Raw genomic sequence first — 23,039 nt, forward strand, 5'->3', positions numbered from 1 at the left:
ACAAAGAACCTGGCCACGCTCAACACCTTCACGGTCCACACCACGCAGCAATGCGCCGATGTTGTCGCCCGCTTCACCACGGTCCAGCAGCTTGCGGAACATTTCAACGCCTGTGCAGGTCGTCTTCTTGGTGTCGCGGATACCAACGATCTCGATTTCGTCGCCAACGTTGATCACGCCACGCTCGACACGGCCTGTCACAACTGTACCACGACCGGAGATCGAGAATACGTCTTCCACAGGCATCAGGAACGGCTGGTCAACCGCACGTGCAGGTGTCGGGATGTATTCGTCAACAGCTGCCATCAGCTTTTTGATGGAGTCTTCGCCGATCTCGTTGTCACGGCCTTCCATGGCTGCCAGAGCGGAACCAGGAATGACAGGGATGTCGTCGCCAGGGTACTCGTAAGAGGACAGAAGCTCGCGGATTTCCATTTCCACCAGTTCCAGCAGCTCTTCGTCGTCAACCTGATCCACTTTGTTCATGTAAACAACCATGTACGGGATGCCAACCTGACGGCCGAGCAGGATGTGCTCGCGTGTCTGTGGCATCGGGCCGTCGGCCGCGTTCACAACCAGGATCGCGCCGTCCATCTGCGCGGCACCGGTGATCATGTTCTTAACATAGTCCGCGTGACCCGGGCAGTCGACGTGCGCGTAGTGGCGTGTCTCTGTCTCGTACTCAACGTGCGCTGTGGAGATCGTGATACCGCGTGCTTTTTCTTCGGGCGCGCCGTCGATCTGGTCGTACGCTTTGAAGTCACCGAAATACTTGGTGATCGCGGCTGTCAGTGTCGTCTTGCCGTGGTCAACGTGGCCGATTGTGCCGATGTTCACGTGCGGCTTATTACGTTCAAACTTTTCCTTTGCCATGGTGATGGCTCCTTTGATCTTTGATGTGGGGTGGAGCGAAGCTCCACCTTACGGGATGGTAAGGTGGGCATCTTGCCCACCCCGATTTTTAAGCAAACTTGGCTTGGATCTCGTCCGAGATGTTCTGTGGCACACCTTCGTAGTGGTCGAACTGCATGGTGAAGTTCGCACGACCAGAAGACATGGAACGCAGCGTGTTGATGTAACCGAACATGTTGGCCAGCGGCACAAATGCGTCGATTGCAATCGCGTTACCGCGTGTGTCCTGACCCTGTACCTGACCGCGACGTGATGTCAGATCGCCGATGATGCCGCCTGTGTACTCTTCAGGGGTGACAACTTCGACCTTCATGATCGGCTCAAGCATCTTGGCACCCGCTTTGCGCATACCTTCACGCATACCCATGCGGGCTGCGATCTCAAACGCGAGAACGGAGGAGTCAACGTCGTGGAACTTACCATCGATCAGCGCGACCTTGAAGTCGATGACCGGGAAGCCCGCCAGAGGACCGGAGTCCATGACAGAGTTGATACCCTTTTCAACACCCGGGATGTATTCCTTTGGAACAGCACCACCAACGATGCGGCTCTCGAAGGAGTAGCCTTCGCCCGGCTCTGTTGGCATCAGGATCATCTTCACCTCAGCGAACTGACCGGAACCACCGGACTGTTTCTTGTGGGTGTAGGTGATTTCAGCTTCACGAGAGATCGTCTCACGATAAGCAACCTGAGGCGCACCGATGTTCGCTTCAACTTTGAATTCACGCTTCAGACGGTCAACGAGGATATCGAGGTGAAGTTCGCCCATACCTTTCATGATCGTCTGACCGGATTCCAGATCGGTCTCAACACGGAAGGACGGATCTTCTGCCGCCAAACGCTGGAGGCCGATACCCATTTTCTCTTGGTCGGCCTTCGTTTTGGGCTCGACCGCGATTTCGATCACTGGATCGGGGAAAGTCATCGTTTCCAGAACCACAGGATCGTTGACCGCACAAAGCGTGTCACCGGTTGTGGTGTTCTTGAGGCCGGCCAACGCGATAATGTCGCCCGCGAACGCTTCGGTGATTTCCTCGCGATCGTTGGAGTGCATCATCATCATACGACCAACGCGTTCTTTGTTTCCCTTGGTGGAGTTCAAAAGCGTGTCGCCCTTGTTCAGAACACCGGAGTAGATGCGCGTGAAGGTCAGCGTGCCCACAAAGGGGTCGTTCATGATCTTGAAGGCAAGGCCGGAGAACGCCATGTCATCATCCGCACGACGCGGGATGTCACGTGTTTCTGTGTCATCGCCTGGCTTAAAGCCCATGTAATCAACGACGTCCAGCGGGCTGGGCAGATAGTCGATTACGGCGTTAAGCAGTGGCTGAACACCTTTGTTCTTGAACGCGGAGCCGCACAGAACCGGAATAAACTTGATGGCCAGCGTACCCTTACGGATCAGCTTGCGCAGCGTATCGACGTCAGGCTCGGTGCCTTCCATCAAATAAGCTTCCATCGCGTCGTCGTCCATTTCGACAGCAACTTCGACCAGCTTGCCACGCCATTCGTCAGCCAGCTCTTTCAGCTCGGCACGGATTTCGCGCTGTTCCCAGCTCGCACCCAGATCTTCACCGGCCCAGACCCATTCTTTCATGGTGACCAGATCAATCATGCCTTCCAGCTCGGTTTCGGCACCGATCGGAATTTGAATTGGCGCCGGTGTGGCACCGGTGCGGTCCTGGATCATGTGCACACAATTGAAGAAGTCCGCGCCGATCTTGTCCATCTTGTTCACGAACACGATGCGTGGAACCTTGTAACGGTCGGCCTGACGCCAAACTGTTTCTGTCTGAGGTTCGACACCGGCGTTGGCGTCCAGAACAGCAACCGCACCGTCAAGAACAGCCAATGAACGCTCGACTTCAATGGTGAAGTCAACGTGGCCCGGCGTGTCGATGATGTTCATCCGGTACTTTGTGTCGGAAGTCGCATCTGCTGTCGGCTCTTCCTGGCGCTGCCAGAACGTTGTTGTCGCAGCGGAAGTAATGGTGATGCCGCGTTCCTGCTCCTGCTCCATCCAGTCCATGGTGGCCGCACCGTCGTGCACCTCACCGATGTTGTGGGATTTGCCTGTATAATACAGGATGCGCTCGGAACAGGTGGTCTTGCCGGCATCAATGTGCGCCATGATGCCGAAGTTGCGGTAGCGTTGAAGCGGATAGTCGCGTGCCATTGGGAAAGGTCCTCAGAGGTCTTGCGTTGAAAAGGGTCAGGGGCCACGCGGATCGCGGCCCCGATCTTGAAAGTCTTACCAGCGGTAGTGGCTGAATGCTTTATTCGCATCGGCCATCTTGTGCGTGTCTTCGCGCTTTTTAACGGCTGTGCCGCGGGACTGGACCGCATCCATCAGCTCGCCTGCAAGGCGCTCTTCCATGGTGTTTTCGTTGCGCGAACGTGCCGCTTTGATCAACCAGCGGATCGCCAGCGCCTGACGACGCTCGGGGCGCACTTCAACAGGCACCTGATATGTGGCACCACCGACGCGGCGCGAACGCACTTCGACGGATGGCTGGATGTTCTCAAGCGCTTCGTGGAACACTTCGATAGGGGCGCGCTTGATCTTGTCTTCAACGCGGGTCATCGCGTTGTAAACGATACGCTCGGCGACAGATTTTTTGCCGTCGATCATCAGGTTGTTCATGAACTTGGTCAGAACCAGATCACCATACTTGGCGTCTGGCAGTACTTCGCGTTTTTCAGCGGCGTGGCGGCGTGACATGGATGTGTCTTCCTCTTTAGCGGGGGTGGAGCAGCGCTCCACCTTACGTAACGGACAGGTGAGGTGGGGATGATCCCCACCCGTGGATTACTTGGGACGCTTCGCGCCGTACTTGGAGCGACGCTGCTTACGGTCTTTAACGCCCTGTGTATCCAGAACACCGCGCAGGATGTGGTAACGCACACCGGGAAGGTCTTTTACACGACCGCCGCGGATCAGAACCACAGAGTGCTCCTGAAGGTTGTGGCTTTCACCAGGGATGTAGGAAATCACTTCAAAACCGTTGGTCAGGCGAACCTTGGCAACCTTCCGCATCGCGGAGTTCGGTTTCTTTGGTGTGGTTGTATATACACGTGTGCAAACGCCGCGCTTTTGCGGGCACTGCTCAAGGTGCATGGATTTAGAAGTCTTGCGTTTCGGCTGCCGCGGCTTGCGGATCAGCTGTTGGATCGTTGGCATTCCGGTTTATCCCCGTTCTGTCTCACATCAGGTGCACGAGGGCGACCCCATGCGGTTTCAAATTCAGTGCTTTATCTCATGACAAAGCAGAAACACCGCGATGTTCCCATTCCGAGGTGAACATGGCGGTGGGGCTACAGAGGACCGGGTCAGCATTAGACCGGATCTTGACCACTTAAGTTATGATTTCGGCAGGCAGAGATGTCCCCGCGACCGAGATAGCGGGCGTATAGGCGATGGTTCGCGAGCTGTCAACAGTCCCCTCCTGCTTGCGCGGCCCGTACGTGCCTGCGATGGTATCCGCACCCTGCCCAAGCCTTGAGGCCCCCATGCAAACCATCGGCATTTGTCGCTTTTCCTACCCCGGTGACGGCGGATTTCAGGTGGAGCACCGCAGCCTGAGAGAACGCATCGATTACCTCTATGCGCCCGCCCGCATGCACGAGCGGTTTGCCACTTTCGAGACTATGATGCTGCCCCCCCTCAAGGCACAGTCCGACGACGATTTTACCCTGCTGATCGTGATCGGCGACAGCCTCCCTCCTGTCTACCGTGACAGGCTGGAAGCGGCGGTAGAGCATATGCCACAAGCCGTCATTCAAGCGCATCAGCCCGGTCCACACCGCAAAGTCATGCAAGAGGCGATCAACAGTGTCCGTCGGTTTGACGGGGACGCCTGTCTGCAATTCCGGATGGATGACGACGATGCAGTTGCCTGCACCTACATCGAACATCTGCGTCAAGCCGCTTATGACGTACTGCCCATGGCCTCCAGACACCGCCATATCGCTATCGACTTTAATCAGGGCTTCATCGCTCGGCCGTCAGCTGACGGTCTGTCAGTCGCGCCAACCAATGTGCCGTATACCACCGCCGCGCTGGCGCTGATGTTTCGTCCCGATCTACCGTTGAGCGTGATGAACTTTGCCCATATGAAAGTCGGCCAAAAGATGCCCACGGTCACCTTTTCGGGAGAGGACATGTTGATCCGCGGACACAATGACCACAACGATTCGCGCCAGAAACCCGGCACACGAGCCCCGAAACTGGCACCTCTTGATGCGGCGGGCAAAGCGCATATTAAAGCGACCTTTAACATCGATGCGGATGCTGTTGCCAAGGCCTTCGCCACACCTCTATCGAAGTGACAAGCGCCGTTCGCGGTAGAAGGTAAAGATGCCTGTCGCCACAACGATCGTGGCACCGATCATTGTCAGCATTCCGGGCCATTCGTCAAAAACAAACCAGCCAAGGATCAACGCCCAGATCAAACCGGTATAGCGGAACGGCGCCGTGTAGGAGACATCGCCGGACCGCATCACCTGAATAGAAAAGAAATATCCGCCAAGGATGCTCACGGCTGATCCCAATATCAGCAGCCACGATACCGGCGCGATAGCGACCCAAGGTGTCCCGAGTGAGGCAAGGCCAGCAGTGCCCATAACTGTGGCCGCTGTGACCAGAGTGACAGTCATCGAAGGCACGGTCGGCGACAAACGCCGCGTGATCAAATCACGGAATGTCACCCCCAGCACCGCGACAAGAGCGTAAATCGACCAAAGATTGAACCCGTCCGCCCCCGGCTTAACGATCATCAAAACCCCTATAAATCCAACTGCAATCGCCAGCATACGCCGCCACCCTACCGCCTCGCGCAGGATCAGCGCGGAAGCCAGGGTAACCGCCAGCGGAACGACCTGCATAATCGCCGTCAGGTTTGCCAAAGGCATATTGAACAGTGCTGTCAGGAAGAAATACGAGATCAGAACTTCGGTGATCGCTCTGGCTGCGATGATGTACCAATCCTTGGCAGCAATATCGAAATGTAGCCGGCCCAACCGGTCTTTCGTCGCGATAATCAGCCCACAGGTAATCAGACTACGAACGAACAACAACTGGAACAACGGGATCGCTCCGGCAGTCAGTTTCAGCATTGTGTCATTGAGTGTAAAGCAGGCCATCGACGCCATCATCAGTAGCGCGCCGATCATATTCACCGACATCCTATAGCCCTTCCAGCATTTCCGGCGTCATCCCGAAACCATCCCACAAATTACGCTTGATGCCCCTCTGCCTAAGCGTGCCCGCCCTGCCCTGCGGTGTCGCCGTTGAATCGTTGTCCTCGTGCACGGACCTGATCCACATCGGCTTGGCGATTTCGGTATAGCAATCATAGTATTCGACCAGATTGCGGTGGTTCCGCCGGAAGACCGTGGCGTGGTCACCTTTGGGTGTCACCATGGCCAGACCAATCCCGAGCGGCGCGCGCTCATACCATTCGCTCAGCGGCTCTTGCGCGGAAGGGTCGAAATAAAGCCCACGGTTAAAGGCGATAATAAACGGCTTATCATCCTGCCGCACTTGCAACATTGCGTCACCCACGGCTCTGATCCGCGCTGTCGTCTCGCGGTGCATGGCGTCATCGTCGTCTTGCCGGAAGGTGGCGATATGGGTCGCTGACGGGTCATCAGGGAGCGCATGATAGGCCGCCTTGACCGCCTGAATATGGACCATCGGTGGCAGTGCAACGATCTGCATAGGTTTGAAATCATGAACAATATTTTCAAGCCGCACGCGCCATTTGTCCGGGAAGCATTCGCCGATCAGCACTGCGCAGGAAAAATCGGTATCGTCTTGCAAAGCCATGGTGTGGAATGCCAACCGTTCGAACAATCTGAACCGGCGCTCCAGTCGCGCTTCATCGTACAGCATCTGACGCATTTCATGGAGGTCGTCCTTCGACTTCGCAAAGCCGTTTTCCGACAGGTACGAAAACCGCATCAATCCTTTGATCTGTGCCTTGGGTGTCACTGCCTGCCGCGCCTTCATAATTTGTCCGCACGCTAGGGTATTGTTCATGAGGGTGGAAGGGGGTGCTGCCCTGATTTGCACAATCATGACACGGGTCTGGATGGGTTAAGAAATTGGAAAGCCGGACAAGGTATTTAGTGCTGCGAAAAGAAGGGCGGGTTCCGGAATGAGCATCACCTCGGTGATACGCAGTACATTGGGTGGAAGGATAAACCTGTTCCATGTCTGGGTCGTGTGCCTATCTATGGCACTGACGATCAGTGCTTGGCTGTTTTCGGTTCACCAGATCGAAACACGCATTGAGAACAGGTTTTTCGATACGCGCGATAGGGTCATCGGCCTCATCAATGACAGGATGGTGAAATACGAGGATACGCTCAGGTCCGGTGTCGCAGCGATTCACTCCCATGGCGGTGATATCACCTTCCAGCAATGGTCCGTCTTCGCCAACACTCTCCATATCGAAGAGAAGTATCCCGGCATTAACGGCATCGGCGTCATCCATTATCAGGAGGCTGATAGCTTGGATGATTATCTACGCATCCAGCGGCAAACTCGACCTGATTTCGAAATCTACCCCAGACATGTTGTGGGGATATACATGCCGATCACCTACATAGAACCGCTCAATATCAACGCGGCGGCCGTCGGCCTTGATGTCGCGCACGAGGTCAACAGACGCACTGCAGCCCTCGCAGCACGGGACACGGGCAAGGCGCAGATTACCGGACCCATTGTTTTAGTTCAGGATGAGACCAGCACGCCCGGTTTTCTGTTCTACGTTCCGTTCTACTCAGTCGAAGCACCGACAAGTGTTGAGGATAGACAAAGATACTTCCGCGGGGCGGTCTATGCTCCCTTCGTTGTTCACAAGCTGATGCAAGGGCTTCTGGCACACGAATTGCGCGATGTGCGCGTCAGCATAAGGGACGCGGACAGTATAATTTTCGATGAGCATTTGGCTGAAATGAACGGAACGGACCCCGATCCGATGTTCACTGATGAGGTCAGCATCAACATGTACGGTCGCGCTTGGGTACTGGATATACGCACGGACCTGAGGTTTCGTGAAGCGAACACTTTCGCCCAACCTACAATCATTCTGATTGCGGGCCTTGTCGTGGAAGCCCTCATTGTCGCATTGCTCTTCTTTCTGTCACGCGCAAACAGAAGGGCAATCAACTATGCCCGAAAAGTCACTGGATCGCTGAGAGACGAGAAGGCCAAACTGGCAAAAGCCAACAAGTTGCTGCAAATCAAAAACGAAGAGATGGAGCAGTTCGCCTATATTGCATCTCATGACCTCAAAACCCCGATACGGGGTATTGGTGGCCTGGCAGAGATGATCGAGGAAGACCTTGGTGACTATTTTACCTCGCAATCGGCAAACCCGGATGTTGCCAGAAACCTGTCACACATTCAGGATCGGGTCCGGCACATGAATGAACTTACTAAAAGCATTCTTAACTTCTCCCAGATCACGGCAGCAGAGTCAGATGCTCTGCCGTTAAAGTTGGAGGACGCGGTGGCCGATTTGCGTGCTGATTTCGGATTGGAGCTGCATCAATTGACACTGAGTGGTGACGTGGAAACAGTCGTCGTAGATGCCTCCAACTTCCGGCGCGTTCTGGAAAACCTCGTGAGCAACGCCATCAAATATCACGATGGGAAACGCCTCCTCCAGATTAATCTGTCCGCCAGATCTCTCGGCCCGAATTGCGAGGTAAAGGTAAGCGATAATGGCCCGGGCATTTCTGAAAAATTCCACAGAAAGATTTTTGATATTTTCCAGACCCTTCAAGCATCAGGCGGGCCGGAGAGTACCGGTATCGGTCTCGCCATCGTTAGAAAGGCCGTAAATTTGCATGGTGGCCAAGTGACCGTCACATCCACCAAGGGAGAGGGGGCCACCTTTACCTTCGACTGGCCGTTGACCCATACGCGCAAGGATGTGCCGAATGCTGCTTAATCAGTCCAAAGATTTCAACATTCTGCTGGTCGAGGATAACGACCTTGATGTTGCAATGCTAAAACGCGGATTGAAAAAGCTGGGCATCGCGGGCTCGATCGTGCGTGCCGGCGATGGTCTGCAAGCGCTTGATATCCTGACGGAAGATCTGGACAAGAGCGTTCTTCCCCACCCTTTCGCGATCCTTCTGGATATCAACATGCCGCGCATGAACGGGCACGAATTCCTTTCGGCCTTGCGGGCCGATGAAAGGTTGAAAGATGCCTGGGTTACAGTTTTCACAACTTCTGACAACGACAAGGATGTGAGCCTTGCCTATCAAAACCACGCCAATGGCTACATCGTAAAACCGAACTCTGCGGCAGAACTTCACAGGGTCCTCAAGTCGCTTAAGAATTATTGGGATACCTGCGAGCATCAGGTCAGCGCAGCAGTTTGAACGGAAACGTTGCAGACAGCACAAGCTCTGCGTTTCGATAGCTGTTTTGATTACAGGTCTAACCTGACCGGCCAGCAGCGCATGGCTGAATGTCGTATGAATAAAAAAGCCCCCGCAGCGATTAACTGCGGAGGCTTCTATTTTCAGAGGTGTGGGTGATTAATCCCGGCTTTCCTCATCGAAGGAGGGTGTCGTGAAAACATCACCGCCAACGACGTCATCCGTTGGCACAGGTGCCGCCAGAGCCGCCGCCGCTTCCGCTTCTTCGCGGCGCGCTTCGATGACCACGTTGTCACGGTCCGATGCAACTTTGCGCATTTGCATTGTCGCACCACCGGTGCCCGCAGGGATCAAACGACCCACGATCACGTTCTCTTTCAGACCGACCAGTTTGTCGCGCTTACCTTGTACGGACGCCTCTGTCAGAACACGTGTCGTTTCCTGGAACGACGCAGCAGAGATGAACGAACGAGTCTGCAAGGACGCTTTGGTGATGCCCAACAGGATCGGCTCGCCCTTGGCCAAACGGCCACCTTTCGACGCTGCCTTCTCGTTGGCCAGATCGAACTCTTGCTTATCGACGTGTTCGCCTTTCAGAAGCGTGGTGTCACCGGATTCCTGGATTTCCCACTTCTGCAACATCTGACGCACGATTACTTCGATATGCTTGTCGTTGATCTTAACACCCTGCAAACGGTAAACGTCCTGCACTTCGTCGATCATGTAGTCAGCCAAGGCCTCGACACCCATAATCGCAAGAATGTCATGCGGCGCCGGGTTGCCGTCCATGATGTAGTCACCCTTCTGGACAAAATCACCTTCCGCAACCGGAATGTGCTTGCCCTTGGGCACCATGTACTCGACCTTGTGATCCGGATCATCCGAGGACTCAATCGCGATGCGGCGCTTGTTTTTGTAGTCCTTGCCAAAGCGGACATAGCCGTCGATCTCTGCAATGATCGCGTGGTCTTTGGGGCGACGTGCCTCAAAGAGTTCCGCAACCCGTGGCAGACCACCGGTAATGTCCTTGGTCTTGGCACCTTCACGCGGGATACGCGCGATGATGTCACCAGCTTTGATTTCCGTCTGATCTTCGACCGAAAGAATGGCATCCACCGACATCGGATAGGTTACAGGGTTGCCCGCGTCGTTGCGCAGCGGCTCGCCATCTTCGCCTACCAGAATAATTTCCGGCTTCAACTCATTACCTTTAGGTGCCGCACGCCAGTCGATCACGATCTTCTGGGTCATACCTGTCGCATCATCGGTCTCGTCCTTAACCGCGATCCCGGACACAAGGTCCACGAACTTGGTCATACCGGACTTCTCGGCGATGATCGGCAGCGTATAGGGATCCCATTCGAACAGCTTGTCGCCGCGCGCAACGGTATCACCGTCCTTGACGAACAGCGTGGTACCATAACCGATCTTGTGGTTGGCCCGCTCTGCACCGTCTTCACCAACGATAAGCATCTTCATGTTCCGGCCCATCACCATGATCCCGCCATCGGCGTTTTCAAGGGTCATGGCGTTTTCAAACACGATTTTGCCTTCCTGCGACGCTTCGAGGAAGGATTGCTGGCCACCTTGGGCAACGCCGCCGATGTGGAATGTCCGCATCGTCAACTGTGTGCCCGGCTCACCAATGGACTGCGCCGCGATGATACCCACCGCTTCGCCTTGGTTTACCAGCGTACCACGTGCAAGGTCACGACCGTAGCACATCGCGCAGACGCCTTCTTCGGCCTCACATGTCAAAGGAGAACGGATGCGTGTGGACTGCACCGCCGCCTCGTCGATGAGATCAGCCAGACGTTCGTCAATGATCGTACCTGCTGTCGCGATGACTTCATCCGTGCCCGGCACGGTGATGTCGTCCGCGATAACACGACCCAGCAGACGCTCCGCCAGTGAGGAAACAACCTCACCATCGTTCACCGCTGCTTCTGCGGTGATCGCCATGTCAGTGCCACAGTCATGCATACGAACGATGCAATCCTGCGCCACGTCTACTAGACGACGTGTCAGATAACCGGAGTTCGCAGTCTTCAAAGCCGTATCCGACAGACCCTTACGGGCACCGTGGGTGGAGTTAAAGTACTCAAGAACGGTCAAACCTTCCTTAAAGTTCGAGATAATCGGTGTCTCGATGATGTCGCCGTTCGGCTTGGCCATCAGACCGCGCATCCCGCCCAGCTGTTTCATCTGCGTGACCGAGCCACGCGCACCGGAGTGGGCCATCATGTAAACCGAGTTCGGTTCCATTTCGGCACCATTCTCATCGCGACGCTCAGCAGAGATCGAGCCCATCATCGCATCGGTGACTTTGTCGTTACACTTCGACCAGGCATCAACAACTTTGTTGTACTTTTCGCCCTGAGTTATCAGGCCGTCCATGTACTGTTGTTCAAAGTCCTTAACCTGCTCGCGCGTCTCTTCGACAAGTGGCCACTTGCTATCAGGGATCAGCATGTCGTCTTTACCAAACGAAATACCGGCCTTGAACGCTTCGCGGAAACCCATGGTCATGATCTGGTCACAGAAGATAACGGATTCTTTCTGACCACAGTAGCGGTAGACCGTATCGATTACCTGCTGCACTTCTTTCTTACGCAGCAAGCGGTTGACCAGATCGAATGGTGCTTTTGCATTCAGCGGCAGCATCGCACCCAGACGGACACGGCCGGGCGTGGTGTCAAAGCGCACCAGCACTTCGTTGCCTTCGTTGTCGATCTGCTTGATCCGCGCCTTGATTTTGGTGTGCAGGTGTACCTCACCGGCGTCGAGTGCGTGCTGCACTTCGTCGACGGTGCCGAATACTTTGCCTTCGCCCTTCATACCTTCACGCTCAAGCGTGGTGTAATACAGGCCCAAAATCATATCCTGTGAAGGAACAATGATCGGTGCGCCGTTTGCAGGCGACAGAACGTTGTTCGTGGACATCATCAGAACGCGCGCTTCAAGCTGTGCTTCAAGCGACAGCGGCACGTGAACCGCCATCTGGTCACCGTCAAAGTCCGCGTTAAAGGCGGAACAAACCAGCGGGTGCAGCTGGATCGCTTTACCTTCGATCAGAACCGGCTCAAACGCCTGAATGCCGAGACGGTGCAGCGTCGGCGCACGGTTCAGCATGACAGGATGCTCGCGGATAACTTCATCGAGGATGTCCCAAACCTCGGGACGTTCTTTTTCGACAAGCTTCTTGGCTTGCTTCACTGTGGAAGACAGGCCTTTGGCTTCAAGCCGGCTGTAGATGAACGGCTTGAACAGCTCGAGCGCCATCTTTTTCGGCAAACCACATTGATGCAGCTTGAGTTCTGGACCCGTCACAATGACCGAACGGCCAGAGAAGTCGACGCGCTTACCCAAAAGGTTTTGACGGAAGCGACCCTGCTTACCCTTCAGCATGTCGGACAGTGATTTCAGCGGACGCTTGTTGGCACCCGTAATCACACGGCCACGACGGCCATTGTCGAACAGCGCATCCACAGATTCCTGCAACATCCGCTTTTCGTTACGCACGATGATATCGGGCGCACGCAGTTCGATCAGACGCTTCAGACGGTTGTTACGGTTGATCACCCGGCGATACAGATCGTTCAGGTCAGACGTCGCAAAGCGACCGCCATCCAGTGGCACCAATGGGCGCAGTTCTGGCGGGATCACGGGGATCACTGTCAGAACCATCCACTCGGGGCGGTTGCCGGATTCAAGGAAGCTTTCAACCACCTTCAGGCGCTTGATGATCTTCTTGGGCTTCAATTCGCCTGTGGCTTCTTTCAGCTCTTCGCGCAGTTGGTCGGCCTCTGCTTCAAGGTCGATCGCGGCAAGCATTTCGCGGATCGCTTCAGCACCGATGTTGGCGGTGAACGCGTCCATGCCGTAAGCATCCTGCGCGTCCATATACTCTTCCTCGGTCATCATCTGACCGTAGGTGAGGTCCGTCAGACCGGGTTCGATCACCACGTAGTTCTCGAAATACAGTACCCGCTCCAGATCGCGCAGTGTCATGTCGAGCATGAGACCGATCCGGGACGGCAGTGATTTCAGAAACCAGATGTGTGCCACAGGCGAGGCCAGCTCGATGTGGCCCATACGCTCGCGGCGAACCTTTTGCAGCGTGACTTCGACACCACATTTTTCGCAGACAACGCCGCGATATTTCATGCGCTTATATTTGCCGCACAGACATTCATAGTCTTTGATCGGGCCAAAGATACGCGCGCAGAACAGGCCGTCACGCTCGGGCTTGAACGTCCGGTAGTTGATGGTTTCTGGCTTCTTGATCTCACCGAACGACCACGACAGGATACGCTCTGGCGAGGCAAGGGAAACCTTGATCTCGTCGAACGTCTTCATCGGAGCGACGGGGTTGAACGGGTTGTTTGTCAGTTCCTGGTTCATTTTCAATTCCTTGAATTGGGAGCGTTAGGCAAATGTCGAGGATCGTTTTCTTTCAAAGAAAACGGTCGGGAAGTTTGAAACTTCCCGATCTTTCCCTCACTCATCTTCCTCCGCATCCAGGAGTTCCATATTCAGGCCGAGGCCGCGGACTTCTTTCACGAGAACGTTAAAGCTCTCTGGAATGCCCGCTTCGAAGTTGTCCTCGCCCTTGACGATGCTTTCATAGACCTTCGTCCGGCCAGCCACGTCATCCGATTTCACAGTCAACATTTCCTGCAGGGTGTAGGCGGCACCGTAAGCTTCAAGTGCCCAGACCTCCATCTCACCGAAACGCTGCCCGCCGAACTGAGCCTTACCACCCAGCGGCTGCTGTGTGACGAGGGAGTACGGACCGGTTGAACGCGCGTGGATTTTGTCGTCCACCAAGTGGTGCAGTTTCAGCAGGTACTTGACGCCAACGGTCACAGGACGCGCAAATTGCTCGCCCGTACGACCATCAAACAGCACCGACTGACCGGAAGAGTTGAACCCGGCACGCACAAGCGCGTCGTTCACATCAGCTTCCTTGGCACCGTCGAAAACAGGTGTCGCAATTGGCACACCGCGGGTGACATTGCCTGCCGCTTCCAAAAGCGTGTCTTCGTCCATGCCTTCAAGGCCTTCGGAATACACGTCTTCGCCGTAGGCGATGCTCATCGCTTCGCGTACTGGTGTCAGATCGCCAGAGCGTTTGTACTCTTGCAGCGCCTCATCGACATTCAGACCCAGACCGCGTGCGGCCCAACCCATGTGTGTCTCAAGAATCTGGCCGACGTTCATACGCGATGGAACACCAAGCGGGTTCAGACAGAAATCAACCGGCGTACCGTCTGCAAGGAAAGGCATGTCTTCCATTGGTACAACCTTGGAAATAACACCTTTGTTGCCGTGACGGCCGGCCATCTTGTCGCCCGGTTGCAGCTTGCGCTTCACCGCCACGAACACCTTGACCATCTTCATCACACCCGGAGGCAGATCATCACCACGGCGCACTTTTTCGACTTTGTCGTCGAAACGTGCATCCAAGGTCCGCTTCTGGATCTCGTACTGCTCGTTCAACGCCTCGACGATTTTCGCGTCGTCTTCGTCTTCAAGTGCCAACTGCCACCACTGACCACGGGTCAGGACGTTGTCCAGCATATCCTCGGTGATCTGGCTGTTGGGAGAGACGCCTTTCGGGCCTTTCACAGCAACCTTGCCAAGGATCATATCGCGCAGACGTGCAAAGATGTTCCGGTCCAGAATGGCCATCTCATCATCACGGTCACGTGCCAGACGTTCGACTTCTTCACGCTCGATCTGCAGCGCACGTTCGTCTTTTTCCACACCATGGCGGTTAAAGACGCGCACTTCGACGACTGTGCCAAAATCACCCGGCTTCACCCGAAGGGATGTATCACGCACGTCAGACGCTTTCTCACCAAAGATGGCGCGGAGGAGCTTCTCTTCCGGCGTCATCGGGCTTTCGCCCTTCGGTGTGATCTTGCCCACAAGGATATCGCCCGGCTCAACGTCCGCACCGATATATACGATGCCCGCCTCGTCGAGGTTGCGCAGCGCTTCTTCACCGACGTTCGGAATATCGCGTGTGATTTCCTCAGGCCCAAGCTTTGTGTCACGTGCAGCGACTTCGAATTCCTCGATGTGGATCGAGGTGAAGACGTCATCACGGGAAACCCGCTCGGAGATCAGGATGGAGTCTTCGTAGTTGTAACCGTTCCAAGGCATGAACGCGACAACCACGTTTTTACCAAGCGCCAATTCACCCATATCTGTGGACGGACCATCGGCAATAACCTGACCCTTTGTTACCGTCTCACCCACTTTGACCAGCGGACGCTGGTTGATGCAGGTGTTCTGGTTGGAACGCTGGAACTTGCGCATGCGGTAGATGTCTACGCCTGCATCGCCCAGCTCAAGGTCTTCGGTCGCGCGGATAACGATACGTGACGCATCCACCTGATCGATCACACCCGCACGGCGTGCCATATAGGCCGCACCGGAATCGCGTGCCACGACCTCTTCGATACCTGTGCCGACCAGCGGGGCTTCCGCTTGCAGCAATGGCACCGCCTGACGTTGCATGTTGGAACCCATCAAAGCGCGGTTCGCGTCATCGTTCTCAAGGAACGGGATGAGCGAGGCCGCAACAGAGACCAACTGCTTGGGTGATACGTCAATCAAATCAACGCTTTCGGTAGGTGCGAGCGTATAATCACCGGAGCGGCGTGTGTTTACCATCTCGTTTGTGAACTTGCCGTTCACATCGAGAGACGCGTTCGCCTGCGCCACAGTGTGACGCATTTCCTCGGTCGCGGACATATAGTGCACTTCGTCTGTGACGGTGCTGTCCTTAACCACACGGTAAGGCGTTTCGATAAAGCCGTATTTGTTCACACGAGCGAACGTCGCCAGCGAGTTGATCAGACCAATGTTCGGACCTTCCGGCGTTTCAATCGGACACATCCGGCCATAGTGGGTCGGGTGAACGTCACGTACTTCGAAACCGGCACGCTCACGTGTCAGACCGCCAGGCCCAAGCGCTGAAAGGCGACGCTTGTGCGTGACCTCGGACAGCGGGTTGGTTTGGTCCATGAACTGCGACAGCTGCGAAGAGCCAAAGAATTCACGTACCGCAGCAGCGGCTGGTTTCGCGTTAATCAGGTCTTGCGGCATGACTGTGTCGATTTCGACAGAAGACATACGCTCCTTGATCGCGCGCTCCATGCGCAGCAGGCCAACGCGGTACTGGTTTTCCATCAGCTCGCCAACGGAACGCACACGACGGTTACCAAGGTGGTCGATGTCGTCGATGTCACCACGGCCATCACGCAGATCAACCAGTGCTTTGATACACGCAACGATATCTTCGCGGCGCAGGGTGCGCACGGTATCTTCTGCATCCAGATCCAGACGCATGTTCATCTTCACACGACCAACAGCCGACAGATCATAACGCTCTGAATCAAAGAACAACGTGTCAAACAGCGCGGACGCGGCTTCAACGGTGGGCGGCTCGCCCGGACGCATGACGCGGTAGATGTCCATGAGCGCGGTGTCGCGGTTCATGTTCTTGTCGTTCGCCATGGTGTTACGCATGTAAGGACCGACATTGACGTTATCGATGTCCAGAAGCGGGATCTCGGTGATGCCTGCATCGACCAGTTCTTTGGCCGTGCCGCCGATCAGATCGCCGTCCTTGTCGTACTCCAGCGTCAACTCGTCACCAGCTTCGACATAGATCGCGCCGGTTTCTTCGTTGATGATGTCCTTGGCGACAAATTTGCCCTGAATGTGGTCGAACGGCAAAAGAAGCTCTTTCACTTCACCTTCGTCAATCAGCTTTTTAACAGCGCGAGGCGTGACTTTCTTGCCTGCTTCGAACAGCACTTCACCGGATTTGGCATCGACCACATCGTAGGTCGGGCGCGTGCCCCGCACGCGGTCCGGGAAGAACGGTGCAACCCAGCCCTTTTTGGCTTTCAGCGTGTACGTCACGGTGTTGTAGTACGCATCCATGATGCCTTCCTGATCCAGACCCAGTGCATAAAGCAGGGTTGTCACAGGCAGTTTGCGGCGACGGTCGATGCGCGCAAAGACGATGTCTTTGGCGTCGAATTCGAAGTCGAGCCACGAGCCGCGGTATGGGATGATGCGGCAGGCAAACAGCAGTTTACCGGAGGAGTGGGTCTTGCCCTTGTCGTGGTCAAAGAACACACCAGGTGAGCGGTGCATCTGGGACACGATCACACGCTCGGTTCCGTTCACGATGAACGTACCGTTCGGCGTCATCAGGGGCATATCGCCCATGAATACGTCTTGCTCTTTGATGTCTTTGACAGACTTCGCACCTGTGTCTTCATCGATTTCGAATACGATCAGACGCAGTGTTACCTTAAGCGGCGCGGAGTATGTCATGTCGCGCTGCTGACATTCCTCAACGTCGTACTTGGGCTTTTCAAGCTCGTACTTCACGTACTCGAGGATGGATGTCTCGTTAAAATCTTTGATCGGAAAGACCGACTGGAAAACACCCTGGATGCCATCACCATCGGTGGGCGTCTCGGCATCGCCGGAATTCAGGAACAGGTCGTAGGATGATTTTTGAACCTCAATCAGGTTCGGCATGTCCAGCACTTCGCGGATTTTGCCATAATATTTACGCAGACGCTTCTGGCCAAGGAAGGATTGTGCCATGTGTCGTAATACCTTTCGTATCTCTTGCCTGAACGCCGCCACCGGGGCCGTGGCGCGTCCATCAGAGCGGATTAGTCCGGTCAATGCTGGATTGCGTCCCACCGCAACCCTTCCGACCTTTGGACCTCTCCAGAAGGGGGCTTTCTTACGGTTTTAACCAAAAGCACCCTTCAAGACAGGTTTGGCTGGACAGAGATTTCTCTCCGTCCAGCCATTGTTCTGCGTGGGTTTCACCCACCCTACGGCATATTAACCTGTAGGGTGGGCGTGAACCCACCAACCAGCTTAAGCCAGCTCGACCTCTGCGCCAGCTGCTTCCAGCTTCGCTTTGACGTCTTCGGCTTCGGCTTTGTCGACGCCTTCTTTGATTTTGCCACCAGCTTCAACCAGATCTTTGGCTTCTTTCAGGCCCAGACCGGTGATGCCGCGAACTTCCTTGATCACGTTGATCTTGGATGCGCCCGCGTTCTTCAGAACGACGTCAAATTCGGACTTCTCTTCAGCAGCGCCACCGGCACCGTCTGCTGGACCAGCCATCATCACTGCGCCGCCTGCTGCGGGCTCGATGCCGTACTCGTCCTTAAGGATTGTTTTCAGTTCTTGTGCTTCAAGCAGTGTCAGACCAACGATCTCTTCTGCCAGTTTCTTCAGATCAGCCATGTTTAGCTCTTTCCGTTAACAATATGTGTGTTCCAACGTGTTGTTTCAACACGCCAGCTTGACTTGCTTTAAGCAGCCTTGTCCTCGATCGTGGACAGGATGGATGCAATGTTGCTTGCAGGTGCGCCAATGGCCCCGGCGATGTTGGATGCAGGTGCGCCCAGCATGCCCGCGATGGTGGAGATAAGCTCCTCCCGCGAAGGCATCTTGGACACGGCTTCAACACCGGCGGCGTCCAGAGCGTTCTCACCCATTGCACCACCAAGGATCACGAGCTTGTCGTTTTCCTTGGCGAATTCCTGAGCAACCTTGGCCGCAGCCACAGGATCCTCAGAATAGGTCAGAACGGTCATACCCGTCAGAAGATCACCGATGCTTTCGCATGGCTTTCCCTCAAGGGCGATTTTGGCGAGCCTGTTCTTGGCAACACGCACGGCCCCACCGGCAGCGCGTGCGCGCGCCCGAAGGTCCTGCATTTCAGCAACTGTCAAACCGACGTAGTGAGATACCACAACGACGCCAGAGCTTTCAAAGATTTGGCCGAGTTCGTCGACCAACTGTTCTTTTTGTGCTCTATCCACAGTTTCACTCCAGTAAGGGAGGGTTACCCCTCCGGCTCAGTTTTGCCGAGAACAAGTAGTGTCCCGACATTTCGGGTCCTTACGGGGTTCGGCGCGTGTCACTGCGGAGAGCCACAAAGGGCGCATCCGAAGAAATTCTACCACTCCCGTCTCGGGCAGGAATTATGAGGAAATAGGCCCCTCACCCACCGTCTCGGACGAAAAGCACAAAAGCGCGACGAATCGCGCTGTTATGCTTGATTGGTGGATTAACGTCTTGTGGGGGGATTTCCAACCCCTGAAACAGGAATTGGTCTGAAAAGAAGAAAGCATTTTTCTCACGACAGGTCAATCCTCAAGACCTCACGGCGGAAATGCGGCTGCCCCTATATATGACAAGGCGAATTTGACGCAGCTGCGCGATCATAAACCATATCAAACCAGGTCTTCGCCCTTTTTGCGAGGATCTCTCGCGGGACAAGGCTGCGCACCTTTTCACGTTCCAGACCGAGATGTGCCGATACATTGATCCGCGCTTGATAATAAGTTTTGCTCTCTCGTCCGCGCACCGCACGTTCGGTGTCTCGCAACCCTTCTAGAACGGGCCGCGCCGCAGGACCGATATCGCAAATGCCAAGCAAACTCTGGATCGCTAATTTGACATTATCTTCCGCCAGACCGGCATTCACCAGATTGGCCAATGCCGGTGCAGCGGACGGTCCGCCAAGATGGAGCTTGCGTAGAAGACGCGCCGCCGGACCCCGCTTTTCGCGCACGGTCGTCAAGTATTGCAAAAGGTCCAGATGATCGCGCAATACGTTATCAGGCAAGTAAGACATCGCTGCCGCCGCTCTTGCGAAATCCTTGCCGGTGCTGTTGTGAACCCGGAGGCGTCTGGCAAGTCCTTGGGCAATCACATCGCCCCGCACAAGTTCGACGGCGCTATTGTATCTCACGAATAATTCGAAATTAGACGGCAATTTCATATGAGGAGACGCCGCTACACGTCGGGCGATCTCTGCATCGCGCAGATCAGGATGCTGCTTGGTACTGTTGCCACCATTGGGCGAAATATTCAGCCCTTTCCAATACTGGGAAAAGACCCGCCATTCTTCTTTGGTCGGACTGCGGTCCGCCTCCAAAAGTGCAATGATGTTATCTTGAGCTGCTTTGCGGTAAGCACCATCATCCAAAGCCAACGACAACCCCAAAACATCCTCAATCTTGTCGAAAACACCCCATTTGGATTGTTCGGAATAATCCTTATCGTTGAACCTAAATTCGGTCTTTACCCAGCCCGAAGGCTCATCCAGCACAAAACTTGGCATTGGCATCAGAAATGGCGCGAATTTTTGGCCTGTACCGGACGTTGCGCGAAACACCTCTTCAAAGTCGCCGGAAGCGTCAGGCACATACATCTCAAGACGCGCGGCCTGTATACCGCTGAGGCCGAAATCAAACCCCAGTTGATGTTTGCGCTGCTTTTCCTGAAAAACCGGACCCAACACAATAATCAGATCAGCGTCAGAGACAGGTGCTTCATGCGCAATGAGGCAATGTCCGGATGCAACCATCTGGGTGGCGATTTCCGCAGCATTGCGCGATGAACTGGGTGTCTGTCCCGCAGGCCCGTGGGGCAGCCAGTAGTGTTTCGGATTGAGTTTAACATCGGGACAGGATGCGCGTTGTTCAAACGAGTAGGCCATGCCAATCGAATCCGGATCTGGCACGGTCATCCCAACCGGCACCGGTTTTACAACTACCGTTGAGGCTACACCGCTCAGCAAAACGTGCAAACATAAACGATCACAGCTTTCTGTGGTACTTTTCATGCGGTTCACAACAGCGACCGTTTGGACATTCAGTGGCAAGTCCAGACTGTTGTGATCATCCGCAGTCAATGCGATCTGTTTTTGGTAGCCCGATGCGTTCATCCACTGCGCCGGAAGAAACAACAGCAAGGCAGTACCAGCGTAAGCCGCAAATTTCAGCGGTCCGCCCGTCAATGGCAAAATCATGCGGAACATCACGATGCAGGCCCATGCCAGCACAAGGGTCGGTAGAAAGAACATAACGGGCAGCAGCGGAATACCGATCCCGCTGAACAACAGCAGGTAATGAAGCCCGGGCATCAGCAGAAAGATGAAACTCAGCACGGCCGAGAACATTAAAACCTTCAAGCCGCGCGGTGTATCCAGCCCCATCGTGAACAGCTTGCTGAAAGCCATCCCAAGGCCAAACGCCCTCATCGCGCTCCGACGATTTCCAAAAGTAGCCATGTGCGGTCTCACTCGAATTCCGTTCTTCCAGTGCATGGTTGCAATGAAAAGATGGCAAACCTCTGGCGGGATTCGTGCCTTTCAAGGCCAGATCACCCGCATCTGATCGTAGAATTGGATAGCAAGCCCAGACCGGAACGCAAAAAGGGCGGTGATTTCTCACCGCCCCTTCTCAATTTCTAATCTGAAAGATCAGATCATTCGCCGGTTGCGTTATCCACGGCAACTGACACGCCCGGGCCCATTGTGGAGCTCAGGTTGATCTTCTTCATGTACGTCCCTTTGGAACCGGCTGGCTTGGCCTTGGCCACAGCACCGACAAAGGCACGGATGTTTTCGACCAGCTGCGCTTCACCGAAGGACGCTTTGCCAACGCCTGCGTGCACAACGCCGCCTTTTTCCGCCTTGAACTGAACCTGGCCGCCTTTGGCCGCTTCAACTGCTTCTTTGACGTCCATGGTGACCGTGCCTACTTTTGGGTTCGGCATCAGGTTGCGCGGTCCAAGGACCTTACCCAGACGACCAACGATTGGCATCATGTCAGGTGTCGCGATGCAACGATCGAATTCGATCTTGCCGGACTGCACGATTTCCATCAGGTCTTCTGCGCCAACGATATCGGCACCAGCGGCTGTTGCCTCTTCTGCCTTCGGACCGCGTGCGAACACAGCAACCCGCATCGTTTTGCCTGTACCGTTTGGCAGGCCGACCACACCGCGGACCATCTGGTCTGCGTGGCGTGGGTCAACACCAAGGTTCATGGCAATCTCGACTGTCTCGTCAAACTTGACCTTCGAATTGGCTTTGATCAGCGCAACCGCTTCTTCAACGGTCACATCTTCTTTGCCTGCGAATGCTTCGCGGGCCGCAGCAGTGCGTTTTCCAAGTTTTGCCATCTTACTTCACCTCGATGCCCATGGACCGGGCAGAACCCAGAATGATTTTCATCGCCTGCTCAACATCGTTGGCGGACAGATCGACCATCTTCGCTTCTGCGATTTCACGCAGCTGCTTGGCCGTCACTGTGCCGACGGTTTCGCGGGATGGCGTTTTTGCACCAGAGTTAATCTTGGCCGCTTTTTTCAGGTAGTAAGACGCAGGTGGCGTCTTGATGTCCATGTTAAAGGACTTGTCCTGATAGTAGCTGATCACGGTCGGGCAAGGTGCACCGGGCTCCATGTCCGCTGTTTTGGCGTTGAATGCCTTACAGAATTCCATGATGTTGATGCCGCGCTGACCCAATGCTGGACCTACGGGCGGGGACGGGTTGGCTTGCCCCGCTTTAATCTGCAACTTCATCGTACCGACGAGTTTCTTGGCCATTGGCCTTCTCCTTTTCAACGCTCTCGGGTCGCGACCTTCGAGCCATGTGTTGCGTGGTCTGGTCTGCATGCCGCGGCACGCGCGCCTCCCACGGTGGTGAATCGCCTTTGCGGGCGATTGGTGCGGGGTATAGGTGAGTTGAGGGTTTTGCAAGGGTTTCGAGTGGATCAGGACTGAATGTCTGCTTCGAGCCCATACCTACCCACTTGCTGCATTGCCGCGAATGACCGGTTCAACATCAACGGGCGGAAGATAGGCCCCGAGC

General features: G+C 55.1%; 16 protein-coding genes. 3 read left to right on the forward strand and 13 right to left on the reverse strand.

Annotation, left to right across the window (positions count from 1 at the left end; genetic code table 11):
* The 4 genes from tuf to rpsL all read right to left on the reverse strand — a co-directional run.
* Positions 1-873: elongation factor Tu (gene tuf, locus Z946_RS0103255; protein ID WP_025054306.1), on the reverse strand; the 873-nt coding region annotated here is incomplete at its 3' end.
* Positions 874-961: 88 nt separating this feature from the next.
* Complete coding sequence (fusA, locus tag Z946_RS0103260) at positions 962-3,088, reverse strand: elongation factor G (protein WP_025054307.1); 2,127 nt, start codon at positions 3,086-3,088, stop codon at positions 962-964.
* A gap of 75 nt (positions 3,089-3,163) precedes the next feature.
* Positions 3,164-3,634 (reverse strand): 30S ribosomal protein S7, encoded by a 471-nt coding sequence (rpsG, locus tag Z946_RS0103265; RefSeq protein WP_025054308.1) that lies wholly within the window; start codon positions 3,632-3,634, stop codon positions 3,164-3,166.
* 87 nt (positions 3,635-3,721) lie between these two features.
* Positions 3,722-4,093: a 30S ribosomal protein S12 gene (gene rpsL, locus Z946_RS0103270; protein WP_025043561.1), complete on the reverse strand. Its 372-nt coding sequence runs from the start codon at positions 4,091-4,093 to the stop codon at positions 3,722-3,724.
* A 293-nt stretch (positions 4,094-4,386) separates the two neighbouring features.
* On the opposite strand from rpsL, the gene Z946_RS0103280 reads away from it, so the two are divergent.
* Positions 4,387-5,241, forward strand: a complete 855-nt coding sequence (locus Z946_RS0103280; RefSeq protein WP_241461297.1) for a putative rhamnosyl transferase — start codon at positions 4,387-4,389, stop codon at positions 5,239-5,241.
* On the opposite strand, the gene Z946_RS0103285 is transcribed toward Z946_RS0103280, so the two are convergent.
* Positions 5,230-6,096 carry a DMT family transporter gene (locus tag Z946_RS0103285; RefSeq protein ID WP_025054310.1) on the reverse strand — a complete coding sequence of 289 codons (867 nt, stop codon included), beginning with the start codon at positions 6,094-6,096 and terminating at the stop codon, positions 5,230-5,232. The two genes, Z946_RS0103280 and Z946_RS0103285, sit on opposite strands and share 12 nt — an antisense overlap.
* Before the next feature lies 1 nt (position 6,097).
* Positions 6,098-6,952, reverse strand: a complete 855-nt coding sequence (locus Z946_RS20970; protein ID WP_160170266.1) for a glycosyltransferase — start codon at positions 6,950-6,952, stop codon at positions 6,098-6,100.
* 118 nt (positions 6,953-7,070) lie between these two features.
* Between Z946_RS20970 and Z946_RS0103295 the strand changes: the two genes are divergently transcribed.
* Positions 7,071-8,873: a CHASE domain-containing protein gene (locus Z946_RS0103295; RefSeq protein ID WP_025054312.1), complete on the forward strand. Its 1,803-nt coding sequence runs from the start codon at positions 7,071-7,073 to the stop codon at positions 8,871-8,873.
* Positions 8,863-9,312 carry a response regulator gene (locus Z946_RS0103300; RefSeq protein ID WP_025054313.1) on the forward strand — a complete coding sequence of 150 codons (450 nt, stop codon included), beginning with the start codon at positions 8,863-8,865 and terminating at the stop codon, positions 9,310-9,312. Before Z946_RS0103295 ends, Z946_RS0103300 begins: the two co-directional genes overlap by 11 nt.
* Before the next feature lie 159 nt (positions 9,313-9,471).
* On the opposite strand, the gene rpoC is transcribed toward Z946_RS0103300, so the two are convergent.
* The 7 genes from rpoC to rplK form a co-directional block, all read right to left on the reverse strand.
* On the reverse strand, positions 9,472-13,716 hold the full coding sequence (rpoC, locus tag Z946_RS0103305) for a DNA-directed RNA polymerase subunit beta' (RefSeq protein WP_025054314.1): 4,245 nt from the start codon (positions 13,714-13,716) through the stop codon (positions 9,472-9,474).
* Positions 13,717-13,812: 96 nt separating this feature from the next.
* Positions 13,813-17,952 (reverse strand): DNA-directed RNA polymerase subunit beta, encoded by a 4,140-nt coding sequence (rpoB, locus tag Z946_RS0103310; protein ID WP_025054315.1) that lies wholly within the window; start codon positions 17,950-17,952, stop codon positions 13,813-13,815.
* Positions 17,953-18,237: 285 nt separating this feature from the next.
* Positions 18,238-18,612: a 50S ribosomal protein L7/L12 gene (gene rplL, locus Z946_RS0103315; RefSeq protein WP_025054316.1), complete on the reverse strand. Its 375-nt coding sequence runs from the start codon at positions 18,610-18,612 to the stop codon at positions 18,238-18,240.
* Positions 18,613-18,680: 68 nt separating this feature from the next.
* Positions 18,681-19,193 (reverse strand): 50S ribosomal protein L10, encoded by a 513-nt coding sequence (gene rplJ, locus Z946_RS0103320; protein WP_025054317.1) that lies wholly within the window; start codon positions 19,191-19,193, stop codon positions 18,681-18,683.
* Between the two features lie 365 nt (positions 19,194-19,558).
* Positions 19,559-21,400: a hypothetical protein gene (locus Z946_RS0103325; RefSeq protein ID WP_025054318.1), complete on the reverse strand. Its 1,842-nt coding sequence runs from the start codon at positions 21,398-21,400 to the stop codon at positions 19,559-19,561.
* A gap of 248 nt (positions 21,401-21,648) precedes the next feature.
* Positions 21,649-22,347 (reverse strand): 50S ribosomal protein L1, encoded by a 699-nt coding sequence (gene rplA, locus Z946_RS0103330; protein WP_025054319.1) that lies wholly within the window; start codon positions 22,345-22,347, stop codon positions 21,649-21,651.
* A gap of 1 nt (position 22,348) precedes the next feature.
* On the reverse strand, positions 22,349-22,774 hold the full coding sequence (gene rplK, locus Z946_RS0103335) for a 50S ribosomal protein L11 (RefSeq protein ID WP_025054320.1): 426 nt from the start codon (positions 22,772-22,774) through the stop codon (positions 22,349-22,351).
* Between the last annotated feature and the right edge of the window lie 265 nt (positions 22,775-23,039).

This window comes from Sulfitobacter noctilucicola (genome assembly GCF_000622385.1).
Taxonomy (GTDB): domain Bacteria; phylum Pseudomonadota; class Alphaproteobacteria; order Rhodobacterales; family Rhodobacteraceae; genus Sulfitobacter; species Sulfitobacter noctilucicola.